At 70.2% G+C, this 19323-nt stretch carries 21 protein-coding genes; 8 read left to right on the top strand and 13 right to left on the bottom strand.

Annotation, left to right across the window (positions count from 1 at the left end; all coding sequences use genetic code 11):
* Positions 1-43: 43 nt before the first annotated feature.
* Positions 44-316, bottom strand: a complete 273-nt coding sequence (locus tag NLI01S_RS24110) for a Scr1 family TA system antitoxin-like transcriptional regulator (protein ID WP_190318577.1) — start codon at positions 314-316, stop codon at positions 44-46.
* A 137-nt stretch (positions 317-453) separates the two neighbouring features.
* Here NLI01S_RS24110 and NLI01S_RS24105 point away from each other — a divergent pair, with 137 nt between their 5' ends.
* Complete coding sequence (locus NLI01S_RS24105) at positions 454-702, top strand: hypothetical protein (protein WP_371850630.1); 249 nt, start codon at positions 454-456, stop codon at positions 700-702.
* A gap of 276 nt (positions 703-978) precedes the next feature.
* Here NLI01S_RS24105 and NLI01S_RS24100 read toward each other — a convergent pair whose 3' ends face one another.
* The 3 genes from NLI01S_RS24100 to NLI01S_RS24090 are packed head-to-tail and all read right to left on the bottom strand — an operon-like array spanning position 979 to position 3895.
* Entirely contained in the window at positions 979-1977 is a 999-nt protein-coding gene (locus tag NLI01S_RS24100; RefSeq protein ID WP_067608984.1) for an ABC transporter substrate-binding protein, read from the bottom strand.
* Complete coding sequence (locus tag NLI01S_RS24095) at positions 1974-2756, bottom strand: ABC transporter ATP-binding protein (protein ID WP_067608982.1); 783 nt, start codon at positions 2754-2756, stop codon at positions 1974-1976. The genes NLI01S_RS24100 and NLI01S_RS24095 overlap by 4 nt, the downstream gene beginning before the upstream one ends.
* Positions 2757-2770: 14 nt before the next feature.
* Positions 2771-3895 carry a FecCD family ABC transporter permease gene (locus NLI01S_RS24090; RefSeq protein WP_067608979.1) on the bottom strand — a complete coding sequence of 375 codons (1125 nt, stop codon included), beginning with the start codon at positions 3893-3895 and terminating at the stop codon, positions 2771-2773.
* A 108-nt stretch (positions 3896-4003) separates the two neighbouring features.
* Between NLI01S_RS24090 and NLI01S_RS24085 the strand changes: the two genes are divergently transcribed.
* From NLI01S_RS24085 to NLI01S_RS24070, 4 genes are all read left to right on the top strand, one after another.
* Entirely contained in the window at positions 4004-4825 is an 822-nt protein-coding gene (locus NLI01S_RS24085) for a helix-turn-helix domain-containing protein (protein ID WP_067608976.1), read from the top strand.
* A gap of 35 nt (positions 4826-4860) precedes the next feature.
* Positions 4861-5070: a hypothetical protein gene (locus NLI01S_RS24080; protein WP_190318576.1), complete on the top strand. Its 210-nt coding sequence runs from the start codon at positions 4861-4863 to the stop codon at positions 5068-5070.
* 357 nt (positions 5071-5427) lie between these two features.
* A complete protein-coding gene (locus NLI01S_RS24075) occupies positions 5428-6132 on the top strand; it encodes a DUF2637 domain-containing protein (protein ID WP_067608971.1) in 705 nt (234 codons plus the stop codon).
* Between the two features lie 141 nt (positions 6133-6273).
* Complete coding sequence (locus NLI01S_RS24070) at positions 6274-7056, top strand: DUF2637 domain-containing protein (protein ID WP_067609007.1); 783 nt, start codon at positions 6274-6276, stop codon at positions 7054-7056.
* 281 nt (positions 7057-7337) lie between these two features.
* Here NLI01S_RS24070 and NLI01S_RS24065 read toward each other — a convergent pair whose 3' ends face one another.
* The 3 genes from NLI01S_RS24065 to NLI01S_RS24055 form a co-directional block, all read right to left on the bottom strand.
* Entirely contained in the window at positions 7338-8159 is an 822-nt protein-coding gene (locus tag NLI01S_RS24065) for a thioesterase II family protein (protein ID WP_067608966.1), read from the bottom strand.
* 81 nt (positions 8160-8240) lie between these two features.
* On the bottom strand, positions 8241-8678 hold the full coding sequence (locus NLI01S_RS24060; RefSeq protein ID WP_223809366.1) for a DoxX family protein: 438 nt from the start codon (positions 8676-8678) through the stop codon (positions 8241-8243).
* 62 nt (positions 8679-8740) lie between these two features.
* Positions 8741-9607 (bottom strand): SDR family NAD(P)-dependent oxidoreductase, encoded by an 867-nt coding sequence (locus NLI01S_RS24055; protein WP_067608964.1) that lies wholly within the window; start codon positions 9605-9607, stop codon positions 8741-8743.
* 197 nt (positions 9608-9804) lie between these two features.
* On the opposite strand from NLI01S_RS24055, the gene NLI01S_RS24050 reads away from it, so the two are divergent.
* Complete coding sequence (locus tag NLI01S_RS24050; protein ID WP_067608961.1) at positions 9805-11046, top strand: SDR family NAD(P)-dependent oxidoreductase; 1242 nt, start codon at positions 9805-9807, stop codon at positions 11044-11046.
* Positions 11047-11139: 93 nt separating this feature from the next.
* Here NLI01S_RS24050 and dpgD read toward each other — a convergent pair whose 3' ends face one another.
* Genes dpgD through dpgA form a run of 6 tightly spaced genes read right to left on the bottom strand, consistent with a single transcriptional unit; the run spans position 11140 to position 18258 of the window.
* Entirely contained in the window at positions 11140-11937 is a 798-nt protein-coding gene (gene dpgD / locus NLI01S_RS24045; RefSeq protein ID WP_084392857.1) for an enoyl-CoA-hydratase DpgD, read from the bottom strand.
* A gap of 43 nt (positions 11938-11980) precedes the next feature.
* Complete coding sequence (locus NLI01S_RS24040) at positions 11981-13414, bottom strand: aldehyde dehydrogenase family protein (RefSeq protein ID WP_067608958.1); 1434 nt, start codon at positions 13412-13414, stop codon at positions 11981-11983.
* Complete coding sequence (locus NLI01S_RS24035; RefSeq protein ID WP_223809365.1) at positions 13411-15069, bottom strand: thiamine pyrophosphate-binding protein; 1659 nt, start codon at positions 15067-15069, stop codon at positions 13411-13413. Before NLI01S_RS24035 ends, NLI01S_RS24040 begins: the two co-directional genes overlap by 4 nt.
* Positions 15066-16403: a (3,5-dihydroxyphenyl)acetyl-CoA 1,2-dioxygenase DpgC gene (gene dpgC / locus NLI01S_RS24030; protein ID WP_084392855.1), complete on the bottom strand. Its 1338-nt coding sequence runs from the start codon at positions 16401-16403 to the stop codon at positions 15066-15068. Before dpgC ends, NLI01S_RS24035 begins: the two co-directional genes overlap by 4 nt.
* Positions 16400-17119 (bottom strand): enoyl-CoA-hydratase DpgB, encoded by a 720-nt coding sequence (gene dpgB, locus NLI01S_RS24025; protein WP_223809364.1) that lies wholly within the window; start codon positions 17117-17119, stop codon positions 16400-16402. Before dpgB ends, dpgC begins: the two co-directional genes overlap by 4 nt.
* A 20-nt stretch (positions 17120-17139) precedes the next feature.
* Positions 17140-18258: a 3,5-dihydroxyphenylacetyl-CoA synthase DpgA gene (dpgA, locus tag NLI01S_RS24020; protein ID WP_223809363.1), complete on the bottom strand. Its 1119-nt coding sequence runs from the start codon at positions 18256-18258 to the stop codon at positions 17140-17142.
* A 321-nt stretch (positions 18259-18579) separates the two neighbouring features.
* Between dpgA and NLI01S_RS24015 the strand changes: the two genes are divergently transcribed.
* Together NLI01S_RS24015 and NLI01S_RS26765 are read left to right on the top strand one after the other, a co-directional pair.
* Entirely contained in the window at positions 18580-19113 is a 534-nt protein-coding gene (locus NLI01S_RS24015; protein WP_067608954.1) for a hypothetical protein, read from the top strand.
* Between the two features lie 61 nt (positions 19114-19174).
* The coding region (locus NLI01S_RS26765) for a polyketide synthase docking domain-containing protein (RefSeq protein ID WP_157091125.1) at positions 19175-19323 on the top strand (149 nt) is incomplete at its 3' end.

Here is a 19323-nt window from a genome sequence, read left to right as displayed (position 1 = left end):
ATGGGCTCCCTCGCCTCATACTCAGACCACACACCCCTGGGAATTACTCATCTAGGGGTTCGATCACGCCCTGGATGAAGTCCACGGACTGGGCTGCGGTCAACGAGGCGCTGTGGGCTTCGCACCGCATCGCATCGTAACCACGTATCTCGTCCGCTTCCTCCACGAAAAGGATGGAAGTAGGAGTCTCCGCGTAGGCGATGGTGGGGTCTGCCGGCTCAGGGAAATCCATGATCTGGAAGCCGCCGAGGTTGGCGCCGTGCATGCCTGCTGAGAAGGGCAGGACATGGAGGGTCACACGAGGACGTTGTGCCATATGAAGAAGATGGTGTAGCTGTTCTCTCATGGCATCGACCCCCGGCGGGGCGTCTGAGAGCTGCCTCATCGATGATGGCGATGTACTCCGGGGTTTGAAGTAGGCCCGGTCAGCCGGGTGGCACGTACACCCTGCGTGTGCGCCGCGACAAGGAAGGGCTCCGCCTGTCCTGCCACGACCGGGGCGGGGTACGCACCCGTAACGCCCGCCTGGAACCCGGCCCCGGCGGTCTGGGCCTGGGAGCCGAATCCGGGCGCGGCCTGGCCATGGTCGACACCTTGGCCACCTCACGGGGCGACAACGGCAACGCCGAGTACCGCACCGTGTGGCTGTACCTGGCCTACGACCTGGCTGAAAGCGGCTGGAACACCGCCACCCTCAACTGAGCTCCACGCTCCGCCATGTCGATGAGGACATGAGACGGGCCCAGGAAAGCGTTGCAGCGCTTCTCCCGGGCCCTGAATCCCCCGAAGCCCAACAGCACATATGTAAGGAAAGTAGACCACTAAACGCCAGATCCCGGGGGTCCTCTGGACGGTTTTCTGTTCGCTCACCCGTGTGCCTCCCGATCCACCGCCGAACCAACGAATTCCGGAAGTGAATCAGGAGGTGACCCGTCCCACACAGGGGTCAGCGCGAGGAATCGTCCGAGGTTTCGGACATCAGCCCCGGTTCTGATCGAACTCGCGCAGGTATTCGGCGAACTTCTCCAGCCCGTCGATGTTGCGCGGCCCCGAGATGCCCTCGTTGTAGTCCAGGACGAAGAAGTTCTCCTCCACCACCGCCGGAACCTCGGCCATGGTCGGGGAGGAGGTGAGGAAGTCGATCTTGTCCTCGGCGGGCTGGTCGCCGTAATCGAGGATGATGATGACCTCGGGCTCGGCCTCCACCACGGACTCCCAGCCCACCTGGGTCCAGCGTTCCTCCAGGTCACCGAAGATGTTCTCGCCACCGGCGTGGGAGATGATGTCGTTCGGCGGAACCTGGTTGCCCGCGGTGAAGGGCTGGTCGGTGCCCGAGTCGTACAGGAACACCGGAACCGGGTCGCCCCCGGGGGCCTGCTCGACCACCGTCTCCACACGCGAGCGGTGGTCGGCCACCAGCTCCTCGGCGCGCTCTGACACCCCGAAGATCTCGCCCATCCGCTCCAGGTCGGTGTACAGCCCCTCGAAGGGCGTCACCCGCTCGGGATGGCCGGGATAGTTGAAGCAGGACTCGGTGTGCATGAAGCTCTGGACACCGAGCCCGTCCAGGATCTCCGGCGTGATGCCGCGCTCGTCACTGAACCCGGAGTTCCAGCCGGCCACGACCATGTCGGCCTCGGCGTCCACGACCAACTCCCGGTTGAGCAGGTCGTCGCTGAGGAACTCCACGCTCGCGTACTCGTCCGCCCAAGGGGATTCCTCCACCGGCGGGTTGGCCGGTGGCATCACGTACCCGTGCACGTGGTCGACCAGGCCGAGCGCGAACAGCTTGTCGGCGCTGCCCGCCTCGTAGGCCACCACCCGCTCGGGGGTGCGGTACTCCACGTCCTCGCCGCAGCGCTTGACCGTGGTGGTGTCCAGCGCCGCCTGGGAGGGCTCATCGACCTGTGCGCCGCAGCCGGCGAGCAGGACCGTGGCCGCGGCCACGGGGAGGAGGGTGTGCTTCTTGCGGTTCATCGAGGGCCTTTCGTGGAGGGGAGCCGGTACAGCAGTTGGGTGTCGCCGGTCAGGGGATGGGCCACGACGGTGGCCTCCACGCCGAAGACCTCGCGCAGGGTGTGTTCGGTCAGGACCTTCTCGGGGGGCCCGGCGGCCACCAGGGAGCCCTCGCCCAACACACCGACGACGTCGCAGGCCGCGGCGGCCAGGTTGAGGTCGTGCAGGACCACCAGCACGGTCACGCCCACCTCGCGCAGCAGGGCGAGCAGATCCAACTGGTGGCGCACGTCCAGATGGTTGGTGGGTTCGTCCAGCACCAGGACACGGGGTTCCTGGACCAGGGCGCGGGCCACCAGCACCCGCTGACGTTCGCCGCCGGACAACTCCAGCACCCCGCGTTCGGCCAGGTGGGAGACCTCCATGCGTTCCATGGCCCGTCGGCACAGTTCCCGTTCACGGGCGCCGAGAGGTTGGTTGCCGCGCAGGTGCGGGGCTCGTCCCAGGGCCACGAGTTCGGCGACGGTGAAGTCGAGGTCACTGCCGCTGTCCTGGGTCAGGGCGGCCACGTGCCGGGCGGCGTCGCGCAACCCCATCGCGGTGAGGTCGTGCTCGCCCACCAGGACCCGGCCGGTGGCGGGCGTCAGGGCTCGGTAGACACAGCGCAGCGCGGTGGACTTGCCCGAGCCGTTGGGGCCGACCAACCCCACCACCTGCCCGGCGGGAACGTCCAGGGTCAGGGCGCGCAGGATCCTTCGCCCGCCCAGGTCGACCGAGAGGTCATCGAGTCGCAGGTCCATCGGTGTCGTCCTCATCAACGTCCCCCGAACAGGTAGCCGCGGCGGCGCATCAGGACGAGGAACACCGGCACGCCGATGAGCGCGGTGATCACGCCCAGGGGGAGCTCGCGCGGTGCGACCACGGTTCGGGAGGCCAGGTCGACCCACACCATCAGGACCGCACCCGCGAGCGGGGCGACGGTCAGTACCCTGCGGTGGTCGGCGCCCACGAGGATGCGCACGATGTGGGGGACCACCAGCCCGACGAACCCGATGGCGCCGCTGACCGCGACCATCGCGCCGGTCATCACGGCGGTGAGGACGAACAACCAGCGGCGCAGACGGTGGGCGTCCACGCCCAGACTCGCGGCGGTCTCGTCACCCAACGCCATGACGTCGAGCGGCCGGGCCAGACCGCGCAGCAGCACCACACCGACCAGGACGGTGACCGCCACGACCGGCAGGGAACCCCAGGTGGCGGCGCCGAAGCCGCCCATGGTCCAGAAAAGGACGGTGCTGGTCGCCTCGTTGCTGGGGGCGAGGTAGACGATCACGCTCATGACCGCCTGGAAGCCGAAGGAGAGCGCCACTCCGGTCAGTACCAGCCGCAGCGGGGTGACCCCGGCCCGGCCGTGCGCGATGACGTACACGAGCAGGGTGGCGGCCAGGGCTCCCGCGAACGCCCCGGCCGAGACGGCGTGGATGCCCAGGAGGGAGAGTCCGCCGAGCGCTCCGACCAGCACGGCGCCCACGGAGGCGCCGGAGGAGACCCCGAGGATGTAGGGGTCGGCCAGGGCGTTGCGGACCATGGCCTGCACGGCCACACCGACGGCGCCCAGCCCGGCGCCGACCACGGCCGCGAGTAGGACGCGGGGGGTGCGGATCTGCCAGACGACCTGGTAGCGGGTGACCTCGTCGACGGAGATGGTGCCTCCGGTCAGGGCCGCCCACAGGTAGCGGGAGGTCTCGGCGGGCGGGACCACGGCCGTGCCCAGGCCGACGGCCAGGAGCGCGGAGCCGGCCAGGAGGAGTGCGAGCACCAGCGCGGTGGCCGCGGTCCCGGCGGGGGTGGCCAGGCGGCGGCCTCGGGTCGGGGGAGCGGGGGAGGGATCCGGGGGCAGGTGGGGTGGTGCGTCGGGGGGAGCGGTGGTGTGCCGCATCCGTCCTCGCTTTCCGGGGGTCGTTCGAATCAGGTAATGAAAACGGTTTTCATTCTAAGCACAGTTTCGCCCCACTCCGCCCCGATCGACGCCGCGTACCCTGGTGAGGTGCCCGTATCCGACCCTCGTACCGACCATCCCCGCACCCCCCGGCGCGCGGGTTCCGACAGTCGCAGGCTGCCCCGTTACGCCGCCGGTGAGATCGACGTGCCCTTCGTGATGCGGGGCAGCGTCGAGGTCATCGCGCAGGACACCTTCTGGGAGGAGCACTCCCACCCCACCCACGAACTCCTCTGGAACGAACGGGGTGCCTCCTCGGCCACCGTGGGCGCGCGCGTGTGGTCCATCACCCCTTCGGTGGGGCTGTGGATCCCGGCGGGCGTACCGCACTCGGGGTGGACCCCTTCGGGCACCTGGCACAGGGCCGCCCACTTCAGTGTCCGCGAGGTCGCGCCGCTCTCCGACCGACCGGTCGCGGTCGAGGTCACCCCGCTGCTCCAGCTGCTGCTCGGCCGGCTGGGGGAAGAGGACCTCACCCCCCAATCGCGGGCCAAGGCCGAGTCGATGGTGCTGGACGTGCTCGCTCCGGCCGAACGCGAATTCCTGCTGCGCTTTCCGGAATCCGACCTGTTGCGGCCGATCATCGACACCCTGCGCGAGGACCCGGCCGACACCACCACCCTGGCCGCCTGGGCCACGCGTCTGGGGGTGAGCTCGCGGACCCTGACCCGGGCCTTCCACGCCGAGACCGGGATGGGTTTCGCCCAGTGGAGCGCTACCGCCCGCGCCCAGCACGCGATCGTGATGCTGGCCCGGGGGGAGGGCATCGAGGAGGTCGCCGAACGGGTGGGGTTCCGCTCGGCCAGTTCGTTCAGCACGGCCTTCAGGAGGGTCACCGGGATGAGCCCGGGACGCTTCCGGGCACAGTGACCGCCTGGCGGGTCTTCGGCGGCCTCCTTCATCGGATGGTGCCGCGTTTCAACAGCAAAGAAGCGGGCGGTGCCCACTTGGGCGCGATCGCCCTGGGGCGGGTGGACCCGCCCGCCGGGCGCTACTACGCGGCTGTTCGGCGCGATGCGCTCATGTGGCTCGATCCCTCGAAACTCGCTCGCGACGACAGGGTGAGGGACGCTCTGTGGCGGGACAGCGCCTCACTGGTCGGCCTACAGCCGTGAGGAGCGCTACTGGACGCGCAGGTTGAGACCTGGGGTGCTCTCCTCCCCGGGCGGAGGAGAGGACTCGGCCGAGAGGCCGGGGGCGTGGCTGCGAGGTGGCCGAGTCCGCTGGGGTTTTACGGGTGCTGCTGTGACCGGGATGAACATGGCCTGAAAACGCCGCGAGGACCTCTTCCGAGATCCTCGCACACTCCCTTTGAACCGGGGTTTTGTGGTGCACCCAGCCCGACACAATGCGAACCTCCAGCCTGTGATCGAGGGACCACAGATTGAACTTCTCCCTGCTCACGCCAAGGTCCGCAGAGACGGATACCACGGTTCGCGGGCTGAGCGTCAGGGCGCGGGGGAGTGAGCGCAATGACTGCTCCCCGTTGGTCCCGCTGGGTCACCATCGCCGCTGTGCTGCTGCTAGCGCTCATCGCTGCGGTGGTGAGCTACAGCCACATGTACGAATTGGCGCTTCGCCATGGCGAGCCGGAGTGGCGCGCGGCTCTGTTTCCACTGTCAGTCGACGGCATGATCGTCGCCTCCTCGATGACGCTGCTGAGCGACGCTCGCAACGGCCGCAAGGGCGGGATCCTGCCCTGGACTCTCTTGATCATTGGCTCGGGAGCTTCACTGGCAGCGAACGTCGCGGTTGCCGATGCGACGATGTGGTCGCGCATCATCCATGCGTGGCCCTCGTTCGCGCTGATCGGTGCGTATGAGTTGCTCATGCGCGAGTTCCGCACGGCGGCTGAGAGCGTACGCAATGCGAAAGCGGAGCGTACGCACACCGAAGACGACTTCCCTTCGCTTCCCGGGGAAAAGTCGCAGACGGAGGAAGCGGGACTGTACGTCGTTCGCGAGCAGGGCACGGGCGCGCTTGACGGTGCCGAAGAGACCCGTCCAACGCCGCCTGAAACCCAAGTCCGCGCATGGCGATGGGCTCTGGATCATCAGAGGGAGCACGGGGCATTGCCTACAGGGGATCAGATCGCAACGACCTTCGAGCGCAAACCGCGCTGGGGCAGGTTGGTGAAGCAGCGTGGTCAGCGAGGGCGGCTAGGGGCCGCAGTCTGAGCAGAGGCCGCGCGCCCGACCGGGCTGATCCCTGCGGGAAGTGGGGGTTCGAGTTGGAGGGGGACTTCAACCATTCCCCTACAGGACCCGACTCCTCTGGTCCTGAGCGCGGACCTGTCGCTGGACGGGCAGTGATCCGTGATGGATTCTTCCCGCTGGTCCCGTTGGACGACCATCGTCGCCGTGCTGATGCTGGCCGTGATCGCGGCCGTGGTGTCCTACTCGCACATGTACGAACTCGCCTTGCGCCATGGGGAACCCGAGTGGCGCGCGGCCCTGTTCCCTCTCTCCGTGGACGGGATGATCGTCGCCTCTTCCACGACGCTCCTGAGCGATGCTCGCAACGGCCGCAGGGGCGGTCTACTGCCCTGGACCCTGTTGATCATTGGCTCGGCCGCGTCGCTGGCTGCGAACGTCGCGGTGGCCGACCCCACGATGTGGTCGCGGATCATCCACGCGTGGCCGAGTTTCGCGCTGATCGGTGCGTATGAGTTGCTCATGCGCGAGTTCCGCACGGCTGCGAAGAGCATACGCACTTCGTCCGCAGCGGAGGAGCGGCTACCTATCGGCGGCGGATTCGAAGACACACCGGAGGTATCCGACGCGACGGTTGTCGACAACAAGAGCCACCAGACCCACCTCCATGTCGTGCCCGCGCCGAGTACCCATGCCTCAAACAGAGACTCCTGGGCTGAGGATGCATCTGAACCTGTTGTGCCGCCCAGCGTCCAAGTGGATGCGTGGAAGTGGGCGCTCAAGAACCGCAGGGAGGATGGAAAGCTCCCGACTGGAAAGGAGATCGGCAGTGCCTTCGGGCGTAAGGAGCGGTGGGGCCGTCTCATCAAGAGGTGGGGTGAAGCAGGGCGCTTCGGTCAGGAAACCGTGGATGGAGCGCCCGAGACAGTGTCCGTCAGTTCGCGCTAGAAAAGCGTTGCCTTCTTCGGTGTGGACGTCCTGCGAGGGCGTGGATGACCTGCGCGCGCAGACTCGGCCAGTTCGAGGGGAGTTCCTCGTGGCATCGCGAGCCCTCCCACCCGGTAGCGATGCCCACCACCCCCGGTTGTTACGCCACCTCGCCCTCCAAGTCTCCGTGCCGGTCATCGCTCGTTCTCCGGGTTCCCACGACAAGGCAACCGTCTGTATCACCGCAGACGCGGGTGGCCCTTGGACCCACTGCGCCTCGGACCACGGTCCTCCGCGGTGGTTCAGCGGGAGTTCGGCGTCGAACGGGCGTTGTCGCCCGGAGTCACGAGTCCGTGGGTCTTGCCTCCAGTCTCCCCATCCAGGGACGACAGGATGATCCGCACCACCGATGACAGACAGGCGTCGAGGAAGAAGTGGCCGCCGGGGAACTCGTGCATGGTGAAGTCGGCCGAGGTGTGGCTGCGCCACGAGGAGACCTCGTCTGCCGTGGCATAGGGGTCGGACGTGCCGACCATCGCCGTGACTGGGCACGCCAACAGTTCCGACGGGTGCCAGGAGTAGGTCTCCACGGCGGTGTAGTCCGCGCGCAGCGTCGGCAGGATCATCGCCCGCAGGTCCGGGTCCGTGAGGAAGCTCTGGTCGGTGCCGCCCAGGCGGCGCATCTCCGCGATGATCCCGTTGTCGCCGCGCAGGCGCACGTCTTCCTGCCGGTGACGGGAGGGCGCCCTCCGGGCCGACACGAACAGGTGGACCGGGGTGATCCCTTCCTTCTGCTGCAGTCGGCGGGCGACCTCGTAGGCCACGACGGCGCCCATGCTGTGCCCGAGCAGCGCCACGGGGCCGTCCACCGACGCGGCGACGGCCTGGAAGGCCCGGTCCGCCAGAACCGACAGGTCTTCAACGCACGCCTCGAGGCGACGGTCCTGCCGCCCCGGATACTGCACAGCGCTCACCTCGACGGTCGGTCCCAGAGCCTGGGAGAGCGCGAAGTAGGCTGACGCCGCGCCGCCGGCGTGAGGAAAACAGAACAGGCGCGTTCGGTGTTCAGGGGACGGATGGTACTTCCGCAGCCACGTGTCGGATACGGAGCCGGTGTGGTGCACGTTCGCCTCCTTTGGTCGGGCGTTGCCTTGGGGTGAGGGTTCCGACCGGGCCGGGGGCCATAGCCCGGTCGGAACTCCGCGTCACCGGGTGGTGACGCCTTCGGCCTTCGTCCGGTTCGAGGGGGAGCGTCGGCCGAAGATCAGCGAGTCGAGGGCGAAGCGCCCCGGGTTGAGACCCAGCCCGAGGCTCACCACGGCCAGCAGCAGGACCAGTTCGTAGCCGCCCTCCGCGGCGAAGAACCCGCCGCCGGCGTGCGCGAAGAACAGGGCGCCGAGGGAGACCACCGAGAACAGCACGGCGACCAGCGGTGAGGCGATGCCGACGATGAACGCCACACCGCCCGCCATCTCGACGGTCATGGCGAACCACGCCGAGATCGTGGGGAAGGGGACGCTGAGCGCCTCGAAGCCCGCGATGGTCGCCTCGAGATTGGACCACTTGAGCCAGCCGTGCATGATGAACAGGATGCCCACCATCACCCGACTGGCCAGCAGGGCGAGATTGCGAACGTTTTCCACGGGGAGACTCCTCGGAGGAAGGGCGGTGTAGGGGCGGACGTGGTCGCCGACGCGGGCGGGGGTCAGCTCGACCGGAGGTCCTGTCGGCCCTGCTCGGCCAGCATGTGGTCGGTGGCCGAGCGCAGGCGGCGTGCGTCGGTCGGGTCGTAGCCGGGGGAGAAGACGCGGGATCCCATGTCGATCCGGTGGCGTCCCCGGAAGGCCGACAGGCTCTCCTGTGGGACGCGGTCCATGATGTCGAGCAGGGGGCGCACCCCCTCACCGATCGGCTTGCCCAGAACCGTCACCAGCGCGAGCGCGACGGTGCGCCAGGGCTGGTCGAGCTTTCGCTGCAGGTTGGTTCGGACGAAGTCCGGGTTGTACAGGACGAAGCGGACCCCTTGGTCGCCACCGTGCCGGGCGAAGGCGACCCCGAGAAGGTCACTGGCCCGGTTGGCCTGCATCAACGCCGAGAACCCGCTGCGTCTGACGGTGAACCGCAGGTTGTCCCACTGCACGCGTCCGATCGGGGTTCCGGTGCCGCAGACGTTGACGATCGCCGGATCGTCACCCTTGACGAGCAGGTCGCGCGCCCCGTAGCTCAGGATGAACCGGCTGAGGTAGGTGAGGGCGAAGTTCTCCTCGATACCCTCGGACGTCGTCGCCCAGACCGTGCGGTAGCGCTGCGCACACAGGACGAGCCGGTCGAGCCGTGTGAACCGGTCGTGCAGTTCGTCGAGGAGACGGCCGTTCTCGCTGATCAGCCGCAGATCCGCGGCGATGAACTCCAGGCGGTCGCCCACGCCGTTGCGTGCCGCCTCGTCCAGGAGCGCGCGGCCCTTCGCCGCGGACGAACCCACGACGAGCACCGAGTGCCCCCGGCGCAGGGCGGCGATGGCTACGGCGCGTCCTACCCCGTCCGTCCCGCCGGTGACGGCGATGTTCTTCATGGGCCGCCGGCTCCACTCTGTCGGTCCGAGTCCAGAAGGTCGGGGACGAGCCTAGGCCGCCCGCCACCGGCCGGATACCCGCAGCGACCCCTACGTTCCCGGTGCGACCCTTGTTCGGCCGCGCTACCCCTGCGCCCGGCGACTAGGGGGCGGTAGGGGCGGACAGCGGCCCCGATCCGCCTCTAGCGTTCCTTAGTATGACTCGTTTGCTGCTGGTCGCGGATACCGACGACGTCTGGGACGATGTGGCGCGCCTCGTCGACGCGCGCTACACCGTCGAGCGGTGTTCGGCCGCCGACCTGGACGCGCCGACGGGGCCGGTGCACGTCGCCGCGCACGGCCGGGAGGCGGTGCGCGCCGTCCTGGCCGGGGCCGCGCGATTCGCCTCCGTGACCCTCGTGACCGGGCGCAGGCCTCCGGAACCGCCCGTGCCCGCGCAGTGGATCCGGCCTACGAGCGGCGTGCCCGCGTGGACCGGGCAGGGAGGCGGCCGACTGTGGCAGCGATCCCTCGTGTCCGCGGCCGCCGACCCCTGGGCCCGCCCAGAGGCGCTGGCCTGCATGATCACTGAGCTGGTCGACCACACCGAAGGCGTCGCGGAGCCCGCTGCCGCGCTGCGGATGCGGGAGGGCGCCCGCCTGGCCTTCGTCACCGGAGCCGCCAGCGGCATCGGCCGCGCCACCGCCCTCGCCTTCGCCCAGTCCGGCTGCGACATCGCCGCCGCCGACCTGGACGAGGACGGCGCGCGGCGGACCGCCGCCGAGGCGGCGTACTGCGGCGTGTCCGCGGCCGCCTACCGAGTCGATGTCGCCTCCCCGGAGCAGACCGCCGTGGTGGCCGAACGGGTCATCGCCGAGCAGGGAACGCCCGACATCGTGATGGCCAACGCCGGCATCGCCGTGGTGGGCGGTTTCCTGGACACCGGTGAGGACGACTGGCGCCGAGCGATCGACGTGAACCTGTGGGGGGCCGTCAACACCATGCGTGCCTTCACGCCCGTGCTGGTCCGGCGCGGCGAGGGCGGCCACCTGGTGATCACCTCGTCCATGGCGGGCTACTTCCCGGCGCGCGGCCAGGCGGCCTACGCCACGACGAAGGCGGGGGCGCTGATGCTCGCGCGCAGCCTGTCGGCGGAACTGGCCGAGCACGGTATCGGGGTCACCGCCCTGTGCCCGGGATTCGTGCGCACCAATATCGCCACCAGCGCGCGCTTCGCCGGTGCCGATCCGGACCGTGCCGCCACCCGTCGGCGGGAGGCCCAGGAGGCGGCGCGCAGGCGGGCCCATCCACCGGAGAAAGTGGCCGCGGCGGTGGTGGACGCGGTCCGCAGGAACCGGGCCCTGGTCCCCGCCACCCCGGAGTCGCGTGTGGTCGCCGCCCTGAACCGGGTCACGCCGGACTTGGTGACCGCCCTGGCCCGGCGCGTGGATCTGAGCTGAGCCCCGGCCCTCCCGGGCCCATTCCCTGGTACTCCGGCCCGCGCCCCCGAAAGCTCCGTCCCGCGGGGAGCGCGGGTCGGCCCCGACCGCGTATCAGCGTCCTTGCCAGCGCGGATCACGCTTGTCGGCGAACGCCCTGGGCCCCTCCAGGGCGTCCTCGCTGTGCATCCGGCGCTCCTCCCATACGTAGCGCGTGGCGAACGCCCGCTCCAGCGGCATGTCCACCGAGGCCATCGCGGCCTCCTTGACCGCCCGCACCGCCAGCGGCGCGCAGCGGAGCACGTCGGAAGCCCAGCCGTCCACGCACGCGTCGAGATCGGCCGCCGGCACCACCTCATTGACCAGCCCCAGCTCATAGGCGCGGCGGGCGGTGAGCCTGCGACCGGTCATCAGATGGCCGAGCGCCACCCGCGGCGGCGCCTGCCGGGCGAGCCGGAACACCCCGCCGGCGCCGGGTACCAGCCCGAGCCGCGCCTCGGGCAGGCCGAACTCGGCGTCCTCGGCGGCGATGACCAGGTCACAGGCCATGGCCAGCTCGAAGCCGCCGCCGAGCGCGTACCCGTTGACCCGGGCCAGCACCGGCTTGGACATGTCGAAGCGCTCCGTCAGCCGCGGCCACCCCGGACGGCCGCGGCTGCCGAACGTCGATGGTGCGCCGGCGCCCTCCCGGTTGCGCCGGTCGAGCTCCTTGAGGTCCTGGCCGACGGAGAACGCCCGGTCCCCGGCGCCGGTCAGCACGGCCAGCCAGAGCCCGTCGTCGCTCTCGAAGTCGTCCCAGACCTCCTTGAGCTCCTCGTGCGTCGCCAGGTCCATCGCGTTCAGCACGGCGGGGCGATTGATCGTGACGTAGGCGATCCGTCCCCGTTTGGCATAGTCGACCCTTGTTGGCACTGGTGATCCCTGTCCCGTCTGTCCCGGTATTGGTCGTTCGTGGTCAGAAGGCGGACGCGACCGCCGAGGACCGCACGGTCAGCCACCGCCACTGGGTGAACTCCTCCCAGCTCTGCCGGGCACCGTGCCTGCTCCCGTTGCCCGAGGCACCGCGACCGCCGAACGGCACGAAGGCGTTGTCGTCGATGGTGTGACCGTTGACGTGCACGATGCCCGTCGAGAGCCGCTCGGCCAGGGCCAGCCCCCGCTCGGCCGAGCCGGTCTGCACGGCGGCGGTCAGCCCGTATTCGGTCCTGTTGGCCAGCGCCACGGCCTCGTCCTCATCGGCCGCCACCAGGACTGGCGCGACCGGGCCGAAGATCTCCTCCGTGACGGCGGGCATGTCCGGCTTCACCCCGGCCAGTACCGTGGGCCGGTAGAACGGGCCCCGGTGCGTGCCGCCGGCCCGCAGGTCCGCACCAGCGGCGATCGTCTCCCGCACGATGCGGTCCACCCGCTCCAGCTGGGCGGCGTTGATGATCGGGCCGAGGTCCGCCCTCTCCCGCCACGGGTCCCCGGCCGTGAGCCGCTCGGCCCGTGCCGCCAGCTTCTCCACGTACTCCTCGGCGACCGAGGCAAGGACGATGTGCCGACCGGCGGCCATGCACACCTGCCCCTGGTGGAAGAACGAACCGAACGCGCCCGCTGACACCGCGGCATCCACGTCGGCGTCGTCCAGCACGACGAACGCGTTGTTCCCGCCCAGCTCCAGCGACACGCGCTTGAGCGCGCCCCCCGCCTCGGCGCCGATCAGCCGTCCCACCGACGTCGACCCGGTGAAGGCCACCATCGACACCTCCTCGGCGGCCACCAGCGCACGTCCCGCCTCCGCACCGCCCGGCACCACCCGCAACACGTCCTCGGGCAGCCCGGCGGCAGCGAAGATCTCCTCGGTGACCCGCCCGCCGGAGAACGGCGTGTTCTCGTCGGGTTTGAGCACCACGGCGTTGCCCAGCGCCAGTGCGGGCGCCAGCGCCCGCATCCCCAGGAGCAGGGGAACGTTCCACGGGCTGATGACGGCCACCACGCCCAGCGGCTGGCGGCGGGCGAAACTCAACCGGCCGGGAGAGTCGGGCAGCAGGTCGCCGTGCGGCTCGGTAGGCAGGGCCGCGGCGGCCCACAGCTCGTCGAGCACGCTTCCCAGCTCGTAGCGGGCCTTGCCCGGCACCGACCCGCTCTCCCGCACCAGCCACTCGACCACGTCGTCGGAGTGCCGCTCCAGGAACTGGGCCGCCCGGCGCAGGATCGCGCCCCGCTCCGCCGGGGCCGTGGCGGCCCAGCCCGGCTGCGCGGCCGCGGCAGCCGTGACCGCGGCCCGCACGTCGTCGGCGTCCGCGGTCCCCACACTCCCCAGCACCTCACCCGTGGCGGGCTCGACCACATCGCGCACCCCACCGCCGAGCCCCTGGAAGGCGGCCGTCCCGACGAACCCGTTCACTTCGTACCCCCTTCACCGTGCCCCGTGACGGGCACCTCGATCAACAGCGGCCCCTCCTGGGAGGCGGCGGCCTCGGCCACCGCGGCCACCAACTCGTCGGTGTGCGCCACCCGCACGGCAGGTACTCCGAAGAACTCCGCGGCGCGGGTGAAGTCCAGCGGCCCGAGGTCCGTGCCGGTGTACACCCCCGCGCGGGCCGCGTCGGTCCCCCAACCGTCCAGGGTCTCCTTCAACGTGCGGTACTCGCCGTTGTTCATCACGACGAACGTGACCGGCACCCGGTAGCGCGCGGCGCTCCACAACCCCTGGAGGCCGAACAGCGTGCAGCCGTCCCCCAGCATCGCCACCACCGGACGCAGCGGATCGCCCAGGCGGGTACCGACGGCGGCGCCGATCCCCGATCCCAGACCACCTCCGACCGTGTGCACGAAGGAGCGCGGGCGTTCCTGCCGCAACACCCTCCGCAACCGCACACCCGTGGTGATCGCCTCCTCCACGACGACCGCGTCCTGGGGGAGACCGGTGGCGACCGCGTGTGCCGCAGCCAGCGGATCCATGGGGGCCGGGCCGTACAGTGCCTCGGCCTCGCCGTCCACGGCCGCACGCTGTGCCGCCGTCCGGGCAGCGACGGCCGCCGCCCGCTCACCCGGATCGGGCAGGCCGTCCAGCACCACGCGCACCTCGGCGACGACATCCGCCAACGTTGCGCCGATCTCCCCGACCAGCCCCAGGTCGACCGCGAAGTTCCGGGCGATCTCGGCGCCGTCATCGTCCAGCTGGACCACGGTCATCCCCTCGGGGACCGCTGGGCCCGGCGTGTAGTGGTGCGGCATGAACGCGTGGCAGCCCGCGACCACCACCGTGTCGTAGGCCGCCAGAGTGTCACGGATCTCCGCGTTCGTCGGTGCCAGAACCCCCGCGTAGAGCGGGTGCGAGGTCGGGAAGTCGATGCCGTCGTTGAACGGCTGGTGGTAGACGGCCGCGCCCAACGCCTCGGCCAGCTCCACCAGCGCGCCGACCCCGCCCGCCCGGCCCACTCCGTCCCCGGCCACGATCACCGGACGGCGCGCGTCCGCCAGCAGCCGCGCGGCGTCCACGGCACCGCGCGCGGCGCCCCGCGGCGCGACCGTGGAACGGGCCGGCAGGTCCACGTCGGCCTCCTCGGCCAACAGGTCCATCGGGACAGACAGGAACACCGGCCCCGACGGCGGCTGCACTGCCAGGTGAAACGCCCGGCGCAGCAGGATCGGCAGCTCCCACGAGTGCTCCACGGCGAACGCGTGCTTGACGGCCGGCCTGGCCAGCCCCATCAGGTCACCGGAGAGCATCGGGTCCTGCACCAGGTGCCTACGGTCCTGCTGCCCGGCCGTCACGACCAGGGGCGTACGGGACCGGCTCGCGTTCAACAGGCCCACCAGCCCATTGGCCAGCCCCGCCGCGACGTGCAGACTCACGAACGCGGGCCGACCCGTGGCGCGCGCGTACCCGTCGGCCATCGCGACGACGGACGCCTCCTGCACCCCGAGCACGTACTCGATGTCGTCCGCCTGCGCGAGCGCGTCCACGAACGGCAGCTCGGTGGTGCCCGGGTTGCCGAACACCTTCGTGACGTGCTCCTCGCGCAGCACACGGAACATGGCGTCGATCGGCCTCACCAGCGGGCCACCTTCTCTAGTACGTCGGCGCCGTACAGCCGCAACCCCTGGACCAGGGCGAACTCGGCGAGGTAGGCGCGGAACGCGTCGACCGGCTCCTCCGCGACGGCGAGCATCCTGCGGTTGGCCGCGACGGCCTCCCCGCCCAGCCGCCGCGCGGCGCCCGCCAGAGCCTCGCCGACCTCTCCCGGCTCCACCACCTCGTCGCAGACCAGGGCGGCGTCGGGCTCGGAAGCCCACAGCCGGCGCCCGCTCAGGATCACCTGCCGTGCGATCCGACCACCCGCCAGGCGGGCCAGCCGCAGGTTGCCCAGCCCCGGCACGATGCCCTCCTGCGCGGCGGGCAGGCTGAAGTAGGCACCGGAGTCGGCGACCACGTGGTCCATCACCAGCAGCAGCTGCATCCCGCCGCCGATCGCGAACGTGTCCACGCCCGCCGCCCACGGCTTCTCCATCCTGTCGCGAGGCCACGTCGCGGGGCCGTCCTCGACGGTGATCCCGCGCGCGATCTTGCTGATGTAGCCCATCTCCCGGCCGAGCAGGAAGTCCACATAGGAGATCCGGCCCTGGTGCAGGTGCTTGAGGTTGATCCCGGCGCAGAACACCCGTCGGCCGCGGTAGCGCGGATGCGTCATCTCGCTGCCGCGCAGAGTCCCCGCGTGCACCCCGTCATCGAGCAGGGCCAGGTCGACGGCCGTCTCCATCGCCTCGGTCAGCGCGTTGTCCTCGGCGTTGAGGCAGTGCTCATTGTGGATGGTCAGCTGGGCCACCCCGTCCCGGCGCACGAGACGGACCGCGCCCAGGTCGAGTTCGCCCGTGCGCCGGAACTCGCCCAGCAGCGCCTCGGCGCGCGGGGTCGGACGCAGCATCGACGCGATCATGTGCTCACCCGCGTCCGGGACGCGCAGCAGCTCGCTGAAGAAGACGGCCTGGTCGATCTCCCGCCCCTCCTTGTCGGCCTGCGCCAGCTCCTGCTCCCGGGCGAGCCGCTCCTTGTCGGGGACCAGCCCCGGGAAGTGCTCGGCCGCGGCCTGCGCCAGCTCGGCCAGTCGGGGCCGACGCGTGCGGTCCTCGGTCAGCCGGTCGTACACCCGCGCCGCGTGGCTCCGCATGAACCGCTGCCGGGCGAACCGCCCGGCGCGGTGCACCTCCTCCGCGGCCGCTCGCTGCTCGGCCGAGCGCTCCGCGGGCGGGGGTAGCGCCGACAGCAGCTCCTCGCCCCGCGTGAGGTGGGCGCCGAGCGCGTCCGCCGCACCGTCGAGACCGCCCGTGACGTCCGGCGCGGTCGACAACCACCGCGCGCGCTCCCCGTCAGTCGACCCGGTCGCCGTCATCCCGCCTTCACCTCCTCGCCGTGCACCTGGCGCAGGGTCCGGTCACAGGCGGCGAGATGTGTTCCCAGCGCGTCGCCGAAGCCCGTGGTCGCCGCCTCCGACAGCAGCCGGCGCCGGACCGCGAGCCCCGCTCCGGACGCGTCGCGGGCCCGCGCGACGTGCGCGGCCAGGGCCTCCTCGACGGCGGAGGACACCTCGTCCAGCAGCCCGATCTCCACCGCCTCCCACGCGGAGGCCTCGTGCCCGAACAGCACCATCCGGCGGGCCCGGCCCACACCGCACTGCTGGGCGATCCGGTGGATCGCCATCCCGGGCCACAGCTCCCCGCCCACCGAGGGCATGGAGAGCCGCGCCTCGTCGGCGCCGATCCGGTGGTCGCAGGCCAGCAGAGCCTCCACGGCCGGACCCGTGCAGGCGCCGTCCACGACGGCGACGGTGGTCACGTCGAGCCGCTCCAGTCGGTTCAGCGCCCGCTCCCACTTGTTCACCAGGTGGATCCCGAACTCACCCGGCCCGGTCCGCTCCGCGCCGCCGCCCAGGCGCAGCACCGCCACCACCGGACCGGCGGCGTCCTCGACGCGGTGGCACAGGTCCGTCATCGCGTCGATCAGCGCAGGTGTGAGTTCCTCCGTTCCGCCGATCTCCAAGCGGAAGTCTGCCGATTCCTGCACGTCGATTCCCATCAGCTCGGAGATCGTGTTCTCTTCGGAATTCATTCGTCCATTCCCTCGGATTATCAGTACTGCACCAAAGCGGTTTCGATGGTTGAACCCGGACCCATCGTCATCAGGACGCCGTGCTCGCCGGGATGGACCACTCCTTCGTTCAGCAGCCGCTGATAGGAGAACAGGAACGACCCACTGGAAAGGTTTCCGTAGTCGCGCAGAACACCGGTGGTGTGCCGGACGTCGTGGCGCGACAGGCCGAGGTTCACCATCACCGAGTCGATCACCTTCTTGCCGCCGGAATGGACGATCCAGTGCGCGATGTCGCTGCGGCGCAGGCCGGTGTCCTCCAGCAGTTCGCCGATGACGGTCTCCGCGTTGGCCCCCACCACGTACGGCACGTCGCGGTCGAGGAAGAAGCTGAACTTGCCCTGGTCGTCGTCCCAGTCGAAGCGCATCGCCTCGGCGGCCTCGGGGATGATCCGGCTGGCGAACTTCAGTACCCGCGGGCCCGGCCGGTCCCGCTCGTCGTCGGCGATCACCGCGACCGCGGCGGCACCGTCGCCGAACAGGCTGTTTACGACCGACGTGCGCATCGTGCCGTCGAAGACGTAGGCGGCCGAGCAGGCCTCGACGCACACCATCACCGCGAGCTCGCCGGGGTGCGCGGCGGCCCAGCCGGAGACCGCCGTCAACCCGTTGAGGCCGGCGTTGCAGCCCATACCGACCACGTCCAAGCGGCTCGTCGCCTGGCGCAGGCCCAGCTCCTTGATCAGCAGCGCGCTGAAACCCGGGGTGAGGAATCCCGTCGAGGTGACGCAGCACAGGTAGCCGATGTCCTGCAGGGGCACGTCGGCCTGCTTGAGGCACTCCTGAAGCGCCCGCGCTCCCATGTCGATCCCGGACAGGCGGTGCTTGTGCAGCAGCTCGCCCTGGGACTCGACCGACCTGCCCCCCTCCGGGCGCTCCGGCGGGAGCTGGAGGAACCTGCGGTCGATCGCGCTGTTGAGGAAGACCGACCGAACGCGCGGATCCCGCACGTCGAAGATGTCCAGGACCTCCTCCTGGGAGTAACTGAACGGCGGGACCGCCGTACCGACCCCCACCAGTCGGGGGGAGAGGAGCGGTTCGTGATGTCCGGGCTCGGTCTCGGCGGATCCCTCTGATTTCGAAATGAGTGTCTGGGGCACGTCGACTCCAGTCAGAATTGCGCTTGGATGGCGGGAGTGTTATCCGCTCACTGTGCGGGCTGGCCGGATTTCACGGCGGTCCGCTCATGTCAACGACCATACAGAGAGTCTGGGGTCGCATCTATCGATGCGCGTGGATTACGTGGTGACCCGTGCCATAGGGGGTGATAGGGGCTGGACAAGGGGTGCGCGAGAAAGGTTGGGGGTCTACCTGAATCGTCATTCGCAATAGGTTCTCCGTGGAGCCGTACCGCCTGGAGGAAGAACCGGTAACGGGCGGCTTCCTGGCACCGACCAGGAAATCTGGCGAGAGGAATCCACATGACCAGCACGAAGACCCGCGTCGGCACCGCCGCGGCCGCACTGGCGGTCGCCGTCGGCGGATCGATCGCCGTCGCGCCCGCGGCCGGCGCCGAGGAGGCGACCACCGCTTCGGTCGTCTACTCCTGCACCGAGCCCCCGTACCCGCCCGGCGACAGCTCGTGGACCCTGAGGGTCAGTGCCCCGGTGCACGTCAGGTCGGGGGAGGAGATCCCCCTGGAGGCGACCCTCACCCCGGAGAACGAGACCCCGGTCGAGATGCCGGCCGAGGGCATCAGCGGGAGCGTGGACCTGGCCGTGAGCGGTTCGGTGGAGGGCTCCGTCACCGCCGAGGGCCTGACCAACACCGACGCGGTCCCGGTGGGCGAGGTCCCGGTGCTCACCGGCGGGCACGGCTCCTTCCCCGCCACCGACCAGGGAATCTACCTCTTCACGCCGACCGGGTTCACGCTGCACACCTGGATGGGCACCGAGCTGGACTGCTCCCCGAAGGACTCCGCCCCGATCGTCGCCGTCACCGTCGTGGCGGGCTGACACCCCGATAGCCCCGCCCGCGTGACCACGACGCCCCGTACCTGCATGGCAAAGGTGTGAGATGAAGCAGGAAGAGAAAGTCGTTGAGTACCTCAAGCGAGTCTCCGCTGACCTGCATCGGGCTCGCCAGCGGGTACGGCAGCTGGAGTCGGAGCGGCAGGAACCGATCGCGATCGTGGGGATGGGGTGTCGGTTCCCTGGTGGTGTGTT

Origin of the sequence: Nocardiopsis listeri NBRC 13360 (genome assembly GCF_001570765.1) — a bacterium.
Lineage (GTDB): Bacteria > Actinomycetota > Actinomycetes > Streptosporangiales > Streptosporangiaceae > Nocardiopsis > Nocardiopsis listeri.
This window is presented reverse-complemented; position numbering and strand designations above follow the sequence as displayed.

Bases quoted from the DNA above. Each gene is read 5' to 3' on its own strand.
- NLI01S_RS24015 (WP_067608954.1), top strand. From the start codon at position 18,580: ATGACCAGCACGAAGACCCGCGTCGGCACCGCCGCGGCCGCACTGGCG.
- NLI01S_RS24090 (WP_067608979.1), bottom strand. From the start codon at position 3,895: ATGCGGCACACCACCGCTCCCCCCGACGCACCACCCCACCTGCCCCCG.
- NLI01S_RS24075 (WP_067608971.1), top strand. From the start codon at position 5,428: ATGACTGCTCCCCGTTGGTCCCGCTGGGTCACCATCGCCGCTGTGCTG.
- NLI01S_RS24055 (WP_067608964.1), bottom strand. From the start codon at position 9,607: ATGAAGAACATCGCCGTCACCGGCGGGACGGACGGGGTAGGACGCGCC.
- dpgB (WP_223809364.1), bottom strand. From the start codon at position 17,119: ATGAATTCCGAAGAGAACACGATCTCCGAGCTGATGGGAATCGACGTG.
- NLI01S_RS24080 (WP_190318576.1), top strand. From the start codon at position 4,861: ATGGTGCCGCGTTTCAACAGCAAAGAAGCGGGCGGTGCCCACTTGGGC.
- NLI01S_RS24095 (WP_067608982.1), bottom strand. From the start codon at position 2,756: ATGGACCTGCGACTCGATGACCTCTCGGTCGACCTGGGCGGGCGAAGG.
- NLI01S_RS24100 (WP_067608984.1), bottom strand. From the start codon at position 1,977: ATGAACCGCAAGAAGCACACCCTCCTCCCCGTGGCCGCGGCCACGGTC.
- dpgC (WP_084392855.1), bottom strand. From the start codon at position 16,403: ATGACGGCGACCGGGTCGACTGACGGGGAGCGCGCGCGGTGGTTGTCG.
- NLI01S_RS24110 (WP_190318577.1), bottom strand. From the start codon at position 316: ATGGCACAACGTCCTCGTGTGACCCTCCATGTCCTGCCCTTCTCAGCA.
- NLI01S_RS24070 (WP_067609007.1), top strand. From the start codon at position 6,274: ATGGATTCTTCCCGCTGGTCCCGTTGGACGACCATCGTCGCCGTGCTG.
- NLI01S_RS24050 (WP_067608961.1), top strand. From the start codon at position 9,805: ATGACTCGTTTGCTGCTGGTCGCGGATACCGACGACGTCTGGGACGAT.